This window comes from Enterobacter sp. 6722112, assembly GCF_058661685.1.
In genome coordinates this window covers 1,623,589-1,635,452 of record NZ_JBZWGR010000007.1, presented here as the reverse complement: position 1 = coordinate 1,635,452, position 11,864 = coordinate 1,623,589, and the positions used below count along the sequence as shown (strand labels likewise).

Here is an 11,864-nt window from a genome sequence, read left to right as displayed (position 1 = left end):
TGCCCCACACATAAGAGCATATACAAAGAAAATAATCGTGATTAAACAGTAGATTACGAAACCATCTGACCAACAATCGTCAAATTGGTTCGTCATCATGCACCTGCCGATTCAGATAAATGCGAATTTACGGCAAGCAGGGTAATGGTAACACTATTGAAAGGGCGAATGCACCTTCTGCGACCGTTTGAACCGTTCATCCTTTTGTCTGCGTTCATGAACTTTTGCTGACGGAAGCTCGCAATCCGAAAGTGCTGAGCTATTCTTGACTTGGTCCTTAAACATCGAAGGGGTATCACATGAATGTATCCAGCAAAACCGTTGTGATATTGAATCTACTTTCCGCTGCTTGCCTGGTATTGATTCTGGCTGACAGATTCCATTGGTTTTAAGCCGAACCGGTGTTCCGGCATAACCTGTTGTCCAGGGTTGAGCGCTTTCTGGCGCAGATTTTGGTAGACTAAGGGTATCAACTGACAAGGATTAGGTTATGCCAACAAAAAGATTTGCCGTGAAGCACTGGAAAATGGTCGTGGTGTTAATTGCTATTTGCGGCGCGATGTTGCTGCTGCGCTGGGCCGCAATGATCTGGGGCTAATATTTTGTCAGCGAAAACGTGCCGTGAATTTACTGAATAAATCTTAACTATCTTTACGATAATTTATGGTCCAAAACCGGTACGTCATAATCCGGTTTTCGACAGGCTGTGACAGCGTATATATTCCGTCACACGTGGCAGTTGAAATATCAGGACCACTCACCCGCCACCAGCTTGTGTACATCAAATGCATCATTCATTGACTGGCCGGTAGACTGAGAGCCAGGGGCAATGTTGGAGCCTGCTTCTACATCCGAGGCTTTAGCGATCCCGATTGGGCTGTTAACGTCACTGGCAGGTTGCGTCATATTATCAGCAGCAAATACGCCAAATGAAAGTGCGGAAAGCACCATCGCTGCTGTAGCGGTTTTGATTTTTTTCATAATTTTATTCTCATACTTATTTAATGCGATATGCCTGAGGCGAGTTTTTCGCCTGTGCCGTAAGTGTAGATCTGGATCACATTCTTGCCTAGTCAAATTATTTATCAATTCGTGTCAAATAAACTGAATAAGCCCTGGCCGGCTAATTATGGAGAAATTATGAAGATGAAACCAGACCCATTATTTTAAAACGCCGTTTAATATAAATAAGCACAGTTTCAGAAAATAAAAAACGGGCCGAGAATAATCCCGGCCCGACGATATTACATTTTATAACCTAAAGAAATCGTGGTTCGGCGATCGGTATGTTCCGGTGCAGAATCAGGTGGTGATGAGTTCCAGGTTACGTTGTACGCCACCTTGAGTCCAAAGTGTTCGTTGATGGCCACGTTCAACGCACTTTCTGAGTTCAGCGTTGTATCTTCAGCACCAAACACCGACACACCCTGGGTGAATTTTGCGTTGTCCGTCATCTGCCATGCATAGGTGCCCGATGCATAACCCAGCGGCTGGGTTTCATCTTCGCCGTTGGTGTACTCGTCGTAACGGACACCCGGACCGAATTCAAAACGCAGGCTGTGCACCGGCCCATTGAGGAACTGACGACCATAACCCGCAGTTACGACATCACGCTGGCGATAGCCGTTGTAGCGGTCAGTCAGCCAACTCGCCTGCCCGAACAGGTAGTCATAATCGGTCATGTTGTATCGGCTACGTCCGCCTACCGCGTATTTCTCCGATGAGCGTTGATCGTTAGCAGAGGTGTTGCTGGCATTTCCCCACAGCGACCAGGCCGTGGTGTTGCCGTACCAGGTCAGGGTGCTGTCTGCGGTCAGGGAGGAGCTTTTCGTATTACCGGATTGCGCCAGATACCCGGCATTCACGTTACCTTCAAAGGGTTTTTTGGCAGTGGAGGGATCGTCCATGACAGTAAAAACGGTATCATCGGCGGTTGCATTCAGTGACGCAAATACGCCACCCGCCAGCATCAGTGCTGCGGGTACTGTCTTCAAAAGCTTCATTTTATTTAAGGAGTCCGTACAACATAAAAAGAGACCGTCACGGTCTCGGAAACTTTCTTGCGGATCAATGACAAGGCGACCATAGAAAGGTAACAAATTATAAAAAGCCGCAAATAACATAGCAATATTTTCTTCTTTCATTTTTTGAATAAGAACGATCCCAAAACGTGTTTTATTTTATATGCCCGGCGCAGGTTATTTGTCAGCATTCATATTTAAAATCATACTGTTATTTACGTTGCCTTCCTGCCAAACGGTGCCAGGCTTAAAAGAACCCATGATAAAAGGAGGTCATGATGGCTTCGATTTATACGCTGACACTCTCCCCTTCCCTCGACTCCGCGACCATGACGCCGCAAATCTACCCGGAAGGTAAGCTGCGCTGTAGCGCGCCGGTGTTTGAGCCGGGCGGCGGCGGCATTAACGTGGCGCGCGCCATTACCCATCTCGGCGGAAAAGCCACCGCCATCTTCCCCGCTGGCGGCGCCACGGGAGAACATCTGGTGGCGTTGCTGGCAGATGAACAGGTTGCCGTAGACACCGTCGACGCTAAAGACTGGACCCGGCAGAACCTGCATGTCCATGTTGAATCCAGCGGCGAGCAATATCGTTTTGTGATGCCGGGGGCGAAATTAACCGATGATGAGTTTCGTCAACTGGAAGAGAAAGTGCTGACCATTGAAAGCGGCTCATTACTGGTGATCAGCGGTAGCCTGCCGCCGGGCGTCAAAACAGAAAAACTGACGGCGCTGGTTCAGGCGGCGCTCCAGCGCGGCATCCGCTGCATTGTCGATAGCTCGGGCGAAGCCCTGAAGGCGGCGTTAGAACCCGGACAACTTGAACTCGTTAAACCTAACCAGAAAGAGCTCAGTGCCCTGGTTAATCGAGAACTCAGCCAGCCTGATGACGTTCGTACTGCCGCAGAAGAGCTGGTACGTACGGGCAAAGCGCATCGCGTTGTGGTCTCTCTCGGTCCTCAGGGTGCGCTGGCCGTCGACAAGACGGGCTTTGTACAGGTTGTGCCACCGCCGATGAAAAGCCAGAGCACCGTGGGTGCCGGTGACAGTATGGTTGGCGCGATGGTGCTGAAGCTAGCGCAGGGCGCTTCGCTTCTGGAGATGGCACGCTATGGCGTCGCGGCAGGGAGTGCAGCCACCATAAACCAGGGAACGCGTCTGTGTTCGCTTGCGGATACCCAGAAAATTGTCGATTACCTGGCGAGAAGCTGAACCTGCTTCCCCTTCCCATGGAGGGGGAAGTCGCTAAACAGGGCATATCGACTATGCTAAGAAAACTTTCAGGATAACAACGAGGTGAATTATGAGCAGTGGTGATATCACCCGCTACGTCGTAACCGTGAATATTCATGAGGCGTCGCTGACCGAACTGAATGAACTCAACAACGCGTTCACGCGCGCCAATTTTCTGCTCACGTTGACGGACGATGAGGGCAATATCCACGATCTCGGCTCACTGGCATTTGGCCTGATAAGCCCGCTGAGTCAGGAAGAGGTGAAGGCGCTGGCCAGTAGCCTGGTGGAAAGCGTGACTGACAAAGCCACGGAAATTGATGTGGATAGCTGGGAAAACTGGCATAAAAAAGAACAATAAGTGCCCTGTACAAAATTAAACCGCTCAGTTGTGCGTTAGTTCCTGTTTTTTTATAGCCGTTTTGCACTAACTTTATGATCTGGCAGACAACATGGGAGAGACATCATGTGGCAGGCTATCAGTCATCTTTTAAGTGAGCAGCTGGGTGAAGGTGAAATTGAACTGCGTAACGAACTGCCAGGCGGAGAGATCCATGCCGCATGGCATTTACGTTACGCCGGGCGCGATCTTTTCGTTAAATGTGATGAGCGTGAATTGCTCCCCATTTTTACTGCCGAAGCCGATCAGCTTGAGCTGTTATCGCGCAGTAAAACAGTCACCGTTCCGCAGGTATTAGCCGTCGGCAGCGATCGTGACTATAGCTTTCTGGTGATGAACTATCTTCCCGCGCGCCCTCTGGATGCGCACAACGCCTTTATTCTCGGGCAACAGATCGCCCGTTTGCACCAGTGGAGCGATCAACCTCAGTTCGGGCTCGATTTTGATAACGACCTCTCCACTACCCCACAGCCAAACGCATGGCAGCGCCGTTGGTCGACCTTTTTCGCCGAGCAGCGCATCGGCTGGCAGCTGGAGCTGGCCGCTGAAAAGGGATTAGCGTTCGGCAACATCGACGCGATTGTTGAACACATTCAGCAGCGTCTGGCTTCGCATCAGCCTCAGGCTTCCCTTCTGCACGGAGATTTATGGTCAAACAACTGTGCACTTGGGCCTGATGGTCCCTATATATTTGACCCGGCCTGCTACTGGGGCGACAGAGAATGTGACCTCGCAATGCTGCCGTTGCACTCTGAACAGCCGCCGCAAATTTATGATGGCTATCAGTCTGTCTCGCCGTTACCTGCGGGTTTCCTTGATCGTCAGCCGGTTTATCAGCTGTACACCTTGATAAACCGGGCTATTTTGTTTGGCGGGAGTCATCTGGTGAATGCCCAGCGGGCGCTGGACCGCATTCTGGCGGCATAGCGGGAGGGGGCGGCTTCACGCCCCTTCCCTTAGGATTTACAGGAAGCCAAGCAGCGTAAAGAAGAAATACCCGGCCACAATGATAATGACCGGCAGGATGTAGAGCGGGAAAAACTGCACAAAAATGGTATGACGCGGAACGACAATGCGCGATTCGATCTGCTCGCGGCTCATCCCGTCAGGGCCTTTCGCCTTCTCAAGGATCAGCTGGTCTTCCACCCCTTCGCGCAAAAAGCGGGTCTGGCGACTCATGCGCGCGCCGGAAGCCTGCAACGCCATCGCGATAAATATCAACGCATAGATTATCCAGAAACCGACATTCAGCTGGTGGTGAAAATCCGGCGTGGGCGAGTTGAACCAGAAGACGTTCAGGAACGGGGTGTTAAACCGCATCATCTCAATCATGACGTGCGCAAAATCAAGCATGACGGCATTGATGCCCGGCTGTTTTTCGCTGTGATCGTACATAAATTTGAGTACGGAGATCAGCGTTGAAATCAGGGCGGGAATGAAAATAACCCAACCAGCAATACGTTTTAAGACCGCGATGCGTCCAGCTTGTTGATACGTCATTAGTTCCTCTTCATAAAGACGCGTTATTTGTGCCTAAGTCTACCTGCTGTCGGTCATTTTCGCCCGCTCTTTGAATGCAATATGCTAAATTGCTTGTGCTTAGCACCGTTTGTCTTACCCCCAAGATAAGGAGATGTTGTAATGTCGACCCCGCGCCAGATACTTGCCGCTATTTTTGACATGGATGGATTGCTGATTGATTCCGAACCCCTGTGGGATCGGGCTGAACTGGACGTGATGGCCAGCCTCGGCGTCGATATCAGTCGTCGTAACGAGCTTCCCGATACCCTGGGGCTGCGCATCGATATGGTGGTTGACCTCTGGTATGCCCACCAGCCATGGGTTGGCCCGGATCGCGACGAAGTAACGGCGCGCATTATCAACCGCGCTATCTCCCTCGTAGAAGAGTATAAGCCGCTGTTACCGGGCGTACGCGACGCTATCGCCCTGTGCAAGGCGCAAGGGCTGAAAGTGGGGCTGGCCTCCGCCTCACCGCTGCATATGCTGGAAAAAGTGCTGACGATGTTCGGGCTGCGCGACAGTTTCGACGCGCTGGCCTCGGCCGAAAAGCTTCCTTACAGCAAGCCACATCCGCAGGTATATATGGACTGCGCCGCGAAACTGGGGCTGGATCCACTTACCTGTGTGGCGCTGGAAGATTCGGTTAACGGCATGGTGGCGTCCAAAGCCGCTCGTATGCGCTCCATTGTTGTGCCGGCTGAAGAAGGCCGACACGATCCCCGTTTTGCCCTCGCGGACGTCAGGCTGACGTCTCTTGAAGAATTGACTGCCCGCCATCTGCGCGGGGAGTAACGCTCTTTCAGGCAGCTTCGGCTGCCTGTCTCGCCAAATCAAAACAACGTTTTACTTTATTTGCTTTTCTCATTCCAGACTCCTATTCTTACGTGCAGAATGACAATAACCTGACTTCTGAGGCGCGTATGATACTGGATGCTTTTACTCTGGCAGGAAAAGTGGCGATGGTGACCGGGTGCGATACCGGTCTGGGGCAAGGTATGGCCATTGCCCTCGCCCAGGCAGGATGCGATATCGTGGGGGTTAACCGCAAGGTTCCTGACGAAACGGCAGCGCGCGTTACGGCGCTGGGACGACGCTTTATCGCGATTCGCGCCGATCTTGGCAAGCAGGAGAGTATTCAGAGCGTGGTGGATGCCGCGGTCGCTGAGATGGGCCGCATCGATATTCTGGTTAACAATGCCGGCACCATCCGCCGTGCCGATGCGCTGGAATTTAGCGAGAAGGACTGGGACGAGGTCATCGATCTCAATCTGAAATCGGTCTTTTTCCTCTCTCAGGCAGTGGCGAAACAGTTTATCGCGCAGGGTCAGGGCGGCAAGATTATTAACATTGCTTCCATGCTCTCCTTCCAGGGCGGCATCCGGGTGCCCTCCTATACGGCGTCCAAAAGCGGCGTGCTGGGCCTCACCCGCCTGCTGGCGAACGAATGGGCAACGCTGGGCATTAATGTGAATGCTATAGCGCCGGGTTACATGGCGACCAATAACACCCGGCAGCTTCGCGATGATGAGCAGCGCAGCCAGGCGATCCTCGACCGTATTCCGGCGGGTCGCTGGGGTCTGCCGGAGGATTTACAGGGTCCGGTGGTGTTCCTGGCCTCATCGGCCTCTGATTACGTTAACGGCCATACCCTCGCCGTAGACGGTGGCTGGCTGGCGCGCTAACCGTGCGTTTGTGACAAAGAGTTACACCGTCACCTCTTTCACACACTGTATAAAAACCCTATACTGTATGAATCGACAGTTTACTGGGTTTTATCATGACGGCGGAAGGCCACCTGCTTTTTTCACTTGCCTGTGCAGTGTTTGCCAAAAACGCTGAACTGACCCCTGTGCTGGCACAGGGGGACTGGTGGCATATTGTCCCTTCCGCCGTGCTGACCTGCCTCCTGCCGGACATAGATCATCCAAAGTCATTCCTTGGCCAGCGGCTGAAGTGGATTTCAAAACCCATCGCCAGAGCCTTTGGTCATCGCGGGTTTACCCACAGCCTGCTGGCCGTATTCGGCCTGCTTACACTCTTCTATTTGAAGGTTCCGGAGAGCTGGATCGTCCCGGCGGATGCCATTCAGGGCATGGTGCTCGGCTACTTAAGCCATATCCTCGCCGATATGCTGACGCCAGCGGGCGTACCGCTGCTCTGGCCCTGCCGCTGGCGTTTCCGTCTGCCAATCCTCGTGCCGCAAAAAGGCAACCAGCTGGAGCGCGTTCTGTGTATGGCGCTGTTTGCGTATGCCGTGTGGATGCCGCAGACATTGCCCGAAAATGGTGCAGTGCGCTGGTCATCGCAAATGATCAACTCGCTACAATTTCAGTTCAATCGTTTTATTAATCACCAGATTGAACATTAAACCGGCAATATAATCACTTTTGTCATAAACCATTCCATATGGATATAAGCGCGACATCACACTTCTGATAACCTTGCGCCAACAGGTTCGGTAAAAACCGACCGTATAATAAATCAGGAGAACGGGGATGAATTTTCCACTCATCGCGAACATTGTTGTGTTCGTCGTATTGCTATTGCTTCTCGCCCAGGCTCGCCACAAACAGTGGAGCCTGGCGAAAAAGGTACTGGTCGGTCTGGTCATGGGCGTGGTGTTTGGCCTGGCCTTACACGCCATTTACGGCTCCGATAGCCCGGTACTGAAAGATTCTATTCAGTGGTTCAACATTGTCGGTAACGGCTATGTACAGCTGCTGCAAATGATCGTTATGCCGCTGGTATTCGCCTCTATTCTGAGCGCCGTAGCCCGCCTGCATAATGCCTCTCAACTGGGTAAAATCAGTTTCCTGACCATTGGTACCCTGCTCTTCACCACGCTGATTGCGGCGCTGGTGGGTGTGCTGGTAACCAATCTGTTTGGCCTGACTGCTGAAGGTCTGGTGCAGGGTAGCGCTGAAACCGCGCGTCTGACGGCGATTGAGACCAACTACGTGGGTAAAGTGGCCGATCTGACCGTTCCGCAGATGGTGCTCTCCTTCATTCCGAAGAACCCGTTCGCTGACCTGACCGGTGCAAGCCCAACCTCCATTATCAGCGTGGTGATCTTCGCCGCATTCCTGGGCGTGGCTGCGCTCAAGCTGCTGAAGGACGATGCGCCGAAAGGCGAGCGCGTTCTGACAGCCATCGATACCTTGCAAAGCTGGGTGATGAAGCTGGTGCGTCTGGTCATGCAGCTGACGCCGTACGGTGTCCTGGCGCTGATGACCAAAGTCGTGGCAGGCTCTAACCTGCAAGACATCATCAAGCTTGGCAGCTTTGTGATCGCCTCTTATCTGGGGCTGGGCATTATGTTTGTGGTGCACGGTATCCTGCTGGGCGTGAACGGCGTTAGCCCGCTGAAATATTTCCGCAAAGTCTGGCCGGTGCTGACCTTCGCCTTCACCAGCCGTTCCAGCGCGGCATCTATCCCGCTGAACGTGGAAGCACAGACCCGTCGTCTGGGCGTACCGGAGTCTATCGCCAGCTTCTCGGCCTCCTTTGGCGCCACCATCGGGCAGAACGGCTGTGCGGGTCTCTACCCGGCGATGCTGGCCGTGATGGTTGCCCCAACCGTGGGGATTAACCCGCTGGATCCGGTCTGGATTGCGACGCTGGTGGGTATCGTGACCATTAGCTCCGCCGGTGTTGCGGGCGTGGGCGGCGGCGCGACCTTCGCTGCGCTGATCGTTCTGCCTGCGCTGGGACTGCCGGTGACGCTGGTTGCCCTGCTGATCTCTGTTGAACCGCTGATCGATATGGGGCGTACCGCCCTGAACGTGAGTGGCTCAATGACCGCCGGTACCCTGACCAGCCAGTGGCTGAAGCAGACCGACAAAACGATTCTCGACAGTGAAGAAGATGCGGAACTGGCCCATCGTTAATCACGGCTGAAATAAAAAAACCGCCTGCGGGCGGTTTTTTTATGGCTGTTATTCTTCAACCTCTTCATCCTGGCGGGTCTGCACAGCCCATCGCTGCGCCGATTCCGGCACCGTAAACGCAGGGGAGCGACGGAAGTGCTCGCCAATCAGCACGAAGGCAACGTATTTACCCCGTAACATCCAGACATCGCGAAAACCATCCACTTTCAGGGCATGGTCAGGCGGCGCGGGTTCAACGCGGGGCACATAGCTAATAACCTGGCGGTTTTGTTGACGAAGAGGTTTCATAAGCGACGGGTTCACTAAAGCAAATTCTTAAAGCAGGAAATTTCTATCATAGCCGATTCTCCCCCCACCCGTCGCGCCTGACGTGAGGCAGATGGCTCCTTTCGCTAATCACTTATCTGAAAACGCTTAGTTCGCCTGCTAATTCATCACATTGTTCTATCCTTAATAGGGTTTTCAGGAACGAACAAAGGAGAATCGTGCAATGTCGAACAATGATAAACCACATCAAGCCCCTATTCATGGCACCGAAGAATCTCAACCGGGAATGGACTCACTCGCCCCTGCGGATGGCTCTCATAAACCGTCGCCGGGCCTCTCCGCGCCGGGCGAGCAACCTACTGCACCGGGAAGCATGAAGTCACCCGATGCGGACAACGAAAAGTTAAAATCTCTCGACCCGCACCGCAAAGGGGGTGAAGGCTATGCGCTGACCACCAATCAGGGCGTGCGCATCGCCGATGACCAGAACTCCCTGCGCGCCGGAACGCGCGGCCCGACGCTGCTGGAAGATTTCATCCTGCGGGAAAAAATCACCCATTTCGACCATGAGCGTATTCCTGAACGTATCGTTCACGCTCGCGGCTCCGCGGCGCACGGTTATTTCCAGCCATACAAGAGCCTGAAGGCGATCACGAAGGCGGATTTCCTTTCCGATCCGAACAAAATCACACCGGTATTTGTGCGCTTCTCTACCGTACAGGGCGGCGCGGGTTCGGCCGATACGGTGCGTGATATCCGCGGCTTCGCCACCAAATTCTATACCGAAGAGGGCATTTTCGACCTCGTCGGGAATAACACCCCGGTTTTCTTCATTCAGGATGCGCATAAATTCCCTGACTTTGTCCATGCGGTAAAACCAGAGCCACACTGGGCCATACCGCAGGGACAAAGTGCGCATGACACCTTCTGGGACTACGTCTCCCTGCAACCGGAAACCCTTCACAATGTGATGTGGGCGATGTCTGACCGGGGGATCCCACGCAGCTATCGCACCATGGAAGGGTTTGGTATTCATACCTTCCGTCTGATTAACGCTGAAGGTAAAGCGACGTTTGTGCGTTTCCACTGGAAACCGGTCGCGGGGAAAGCATCCCTGGTGTGGGATGAAGCACAGAAGCTGACCGGGCGCGATCCGGACTTCCACCGTCGCGAACTGTGGGAATCCATTGAAGCCGGTGATTTCCCGGAATACGAGCTGGGGTTACAGCTGATCCCGGAAGAGGACGAGTTCAAATTCGACTTCGACCTGCTCGACCCGACCAAGCTTATTCCTGAAGAGCTGGTGCCGGTTCAGCTGGTGGGCAAAATGGTGCTTAACCGCAACCCGGATAACTTCTTCGCGGAGAATGAGCAGGCTGCGTTCCACCCGGGCCATATTGTGCCGGGGCTGGATTTCACCAACGATCCGCTGCTACAGGGCCGTCTGTTCTCTTACACCGATACGCAGATCAGCCGTCTCGGTGGACCGAACTTCCACGAAATTCCTATCAACCGTCCGACCTGCCCGTACCATAACTTCCAGCGTGACGGGATGCATCGCCAGGATATCGATACCAACCCGGCGAACTACGAGCCAAACTCCATTAACGATAACTGGCCGCGTGAAACCCCGCCGGGGCCAAAACGTGGCGGATTTGAGTCGTATCAGGAGCGCGTGGACGGAACAAAAATTCGCGAGCGCAGCCCGTCATTCGGCGAATATTACGCTCAGCCTCGCCTGTTCTGGAACAGCCAGACCCCGATTGAACAGCAGCACATTATCGGCGGTTTCAGCTTTGAGCTGAGCAAAGTGGTGCGTACCTACATTCGCGAGCGCGTGGTCGACCATCTGGCGCATATTGATATCCAGCTTGCTCAGGGCGTGGCGAATAATCTCGGCATCACGCTGACTGACGAGCAATGCCATGCCGCACCGCCAAAAGACGTGAACGGGCTGAAGAAGGATCCGTCCCTGAGCCTGTACGCGGTACCTGGCGGGTCAATTAAAGGCCGCGTAGTGGCTATCCTGCTGAATGATAAACCGCGCGCCAGCGACGTGCTGGGGATCATGAAGGCGCTCAAAACCCAGGGCGTACATGCCAAACTGCTTTACTCCCGCATGGGTGAAGTGACAGCCGACGATGGCTCTGTCCTGCCAATTGCCGCGACCTTCGCCGGGGCACCGTCGCTGACGGTTGACGCGGTGATTATGCCGTGCGGCGACGTTGAGAGCCTGCTCGGTAACGGTGATGCCGCCTATTATCTGCTGGAAGCCTATAAGCACCTGAAGCCAATCGCCCTGGCAGGCGATGCGCGGAAGTTTAAATCTCTGCTGAAGGTACCGGATCAAGGGGAAGAAGGCATTGTCGAAGGTGATAACATTGACGATGCGTTTATGACCCGGTTGTTTGACCTGCTTGCCGCCCACCGCGTGTGGTCGCGCAGCAGTAAGATTGACCAGATACCGGCGTAAAAAAAAGCCGGGTGGCGCTGCGCTTACCCGGCCTACATTTCGATTGCTTTTGTAGGCCCGGTA

14 protein-coding genes are annotated in these 11,864 nt (G+C 53.7%); 10 read left to right on the top strand and 4 right to left on the bottom strand.

What is annotated here, in order from left to right; all coding sequences use genetic code 11:
- Positions 1-299 precede the first annotated feature (299 nt).
- Together yncL and yniD are read left to right on the top strand one after the other, a co-directional pair.
- Entirely contained in the window at positions 300-392 is a 93-nt protein-coding gene (gene yncL / locus AC4OVU_RS09340; RefSeq protein WP_017384656.1) for a stress response membrane protein YncL, read from the top strand.
- Between the two features lie 98 nt (positions 393-490).
- Complete coding sequence (yniD, locus tag AC4OVU_RS09335; protein ID WP_003857815.1) at positions 491-598, top strand: small membrane protein YniD; 108 nt, start codon at positions 491-493, stop codon at positions 596-598.
- A 149-nt stretch (positions 599-747) separates the two neighbouring features.
- Here yniD and AC4OVU_RS09330 read toward each other — a convergent pair whose 3' ends face one another.
- Both AC4OVU_RS09330 and AC4OVU_RS09325 read right to left on the bottom strand, forming a co-directional pair.
- A complete protein-coding gene (locus AC4OVU_RS09330; RefSeq protein ID WP_015570736.1) occupies positions 748-981 on the bottom strand; it encodes a YdgH/BhsA/McbA family protein in 234 nt (77 codons plus the stop codon).
- A 263-nt stretch (positions 982-1,244) separates the two neighbouring features.
- On the bottom strand, positions 1,245-2,003 hold the full coding sequence (locus AC4OVU_RS09325; RefSeq protein WP_026080717.1) for a DUF481 domain-containing protein: 759 nt from the start codon (positions 2,001-2,003) through the stop codon (positions 1,245-1,247).
- 296 nt (positions 2,004-2,299) lie between these two features.
- Between AC4OVU_RS09325 and pfkB the strand changes: the two genes are divergently transcribed.
- From pfkB to AC4OVU_RS09310, 3 genes are all read left to right on the top strand, one after another.
- A complete protein-coding gene (gene pfkB, locus AC4OVU_RS09320) occupies positions 2,300-3,232 on the top strand; it encodes a 6-phosphofructokinase II (RefSeq protein WP_017384657.1) in 933 nt (310 codons plus the stop codon).
- 91 nt (positions 3,233-3,323) lie between these two features.
- Positions 3,324-3,614 (top strand): type V toxin-antitoxin system endoribonuclease antitoxin GhoS, encoded by a 291-nt coding sequence (gene ghoS / locus AC4OVU_RS09315; protein ID WP_003857822.1) that lies wholly within the window; start codon positions 3,324-3,326, stop codon positions 3,612-3,614.
- Between the two features lie 105 nt (positions 3,615-3,719).
- Positions 3,720-4,580 carry a fructosamine kinase family protein gene (locus AC4OVU_RS09310; protein WP_017693590.1) on the top strand — a complete coding sequence of 287 codons (861 nt, stop codon included), beginning with the start codon at positions 3,720-3,722 and terminating at the stop codon, positions 4,578-4,580.
- 36 nt (positions 4,581-4,616) lie between these two features.
- Here AC4OVU_RS09310 and AC4OVU_RS09305 read toward each other — a convergent pair whose 3' ends face one another.
- The gene (locus AC4OVU_RS09305) at positions 4,617-5,153 is read right to left on the bottom strand and encodes a YniB family protein (protein ID WP_015570741.1); all 537 of its coding nucleotides are present in this window, start codon (positions 5,151-5,153) and stop codon (positions 4,617-4,619) included.
- A 141-nt stretch (positions 5,154-5,294) separates the two neighbouring features.
- On the opposite strand from AC4OVU_RS09305, the gene hxpB reads away from it, so the two are divergent.
- The 4 genes from hxpB (at position 5,295) to tcyP (ending at position 9,061) form a co-directional block, all read left to right on the top strand.
- A complete protein-coding gene (gene hxpB / locus AC4OVU_RS09300; protein WP_003857825.1) occupies positions 5,295-5,966 on the top strand; it encodes a hexitol phosphatase HxpB in 672 nt (223 codons plus the stop codon).
- Positions 5,967-6,094: 128 nt separating this feature from the next.
- Positions 6,095-6,856 carry a 2-dehydro-3-deoxy-D-gluconate 5-dehydrogenase KduD gene (gene kduD / locus AC4OVU_RS09295; protein ID WP_017693592.1) on the top strand — a complete coding sequence of 254 codons (762 nt, stop codon included), beginning with the start codon at positions 6,095-6,097 and terminating at the stop codon, positions 6,854-6,856.
- 95 nt (positions 6,857-6,951) lie between these two features.
- Positions 6,952-7,542: a metal-dependent hydrolase gene (locus AC4OVU_RS09290; protein ID WP_015570742.1), complete on the top strand. Its 591-nt coding sequence runs from the start codon at positions 6,952-6,954 to the stop codon at positions 7,540-7,542.
- Positions 7,543-7,669: 127 nt separating this feature from the next.
- On the top strand, positions 7,670-9,061 hold the full coding sequence (gene tcyP, locus AC4OVU_RS09285; protein WP_015570743.1) for a cystine/sulfocysteine:cation symporter: 1,392 nt from the start codon (positions 7,670-7,672) through the stop codon (positions 9,059-9,061).
- Between the two features lie 48 nt (positions 9,062-9,109).
- Here the strand turns inward: tcyP and cedA are convergent, their stop codons facing one another.
- Positions 9,110-9,364 carry a cell division activator CedA gene (gene cedA / locus AC4OVU_RS09280; protein WP_071524159.1) on the bottom strand — a complete coding sequence of 85 codons (255 nt, stop codon included), beginning with the start codon at positions 9,362-9,364 and terminating at the stop codon, positions 9,110-9,112.
- Positions 9,365-9,551: 187 nt separating this feature from the next.
- Between cedA and katE the strand changes: the two genes are divergently transcribed.
- On the top strand, positions 9,552-11,801 hold the full coding sequence (katE, locus tag AC4OVU_RS09275; protein WP_017693594.1) for a catalase HPII: 2,250 nt from the start codon (positions 9,552-9,554) through the stop codon (positions 11,799-11,801).
- The last annotated feature ends 63 nt before the right edge of the window (positions 11,802-11,864 follow it).

Excerpts from the sequence above, each read along its gene's own strand:
- yncL (WP_017384656.1), top strand. The coding sequence starts at position 300 with ATGAATGTATCCAGCAAAACCGTTGTGATATTGAATCTACTTTCCGCT.
- yniD (WP_003857815.1), top strand. The coding sequence starts at position 491 with ATGCCAACAAAAAGATTTGCCGTGAAGCACTGGAAAATGGTCGTGGTG.
- AC4OVU_RS09330 (WP_015570736.1), bottom strand. The coding sequence starts at position 981 with ATGAAAAAAATCAAAACCGCTACAGCAGCGATGGTGCTTTCCGCACTT.
- AC4OVU_RS09325 (WP_026080717.1), bottom strand. The coding sequence starts at position 2,003 with ATGAAGCTTTTGAAGACAGTACCCGCAGCACTGATGCTGGCGGGTGGC.
- pfkB (WP_017384657.1), top strand. The coding sequence starts at position 2,300 with ATGGCTTCGATTTATACGCTGACACTCTCCCCTTCCCTCGACTCCGCG.
- ghoS (WP_003857822.1), top strand. The coding sequence starts at position 3,324 with ATGAGCAGTGGTGATATCACCCGCTACGTCGTAACCGTGAATATTCAT.
- AC4OVU_RS09310 (WP_017693590.1), top strand. The coding sequence starts at position 3,720 with ATGTGGCAGGCTATCAGTCATCTTTTAAGTGAGCAGCTGGGTGAAGGT.
- AC4OVU_RS09305 (WP_015570741.1), bottom strand. The coding sequence starts at position 5,153 with ATGACGTATCAACAAGCTGGACGCATCGCGGTCTTAAAACGTATTGCT.
- hxpB (WP_003857825.1), top strand. The coding sequence starts at position 5,295 with ATGTCGACCCCGCGCCAGATACTTGCCGCTATTTTTGACATGGATGGA.
- kduD (WP_017693592.1), top strand. The coding sequence starts at position 6,095 with ATGATACTGGATGCTTTTACTCTGGCAGGAAAAGTGGCGATGGTGACC.
- AC4OVU_RS09290 (WP_015570742.1), top strand. The coding sequence starts at position 6,952 with ATGACGGCGGAAGGCCACCTGCTTTTTTCACTTGCCTGTGCAGTGTTT.
- tcyP (WP_015570743.1), top strand. The coding sequence starts at position 7,670 with ATGAATTTTCCACTCATCGCGAACATTGTTGTGTTCGTCGTATTGCTA.
- katE (WP_017693594.1), top strand. The coding sequence starts at position 9,552 with ATGTCGAACAATGATAAACCACATCAAGCCCCTATTCATGGCACCGAA.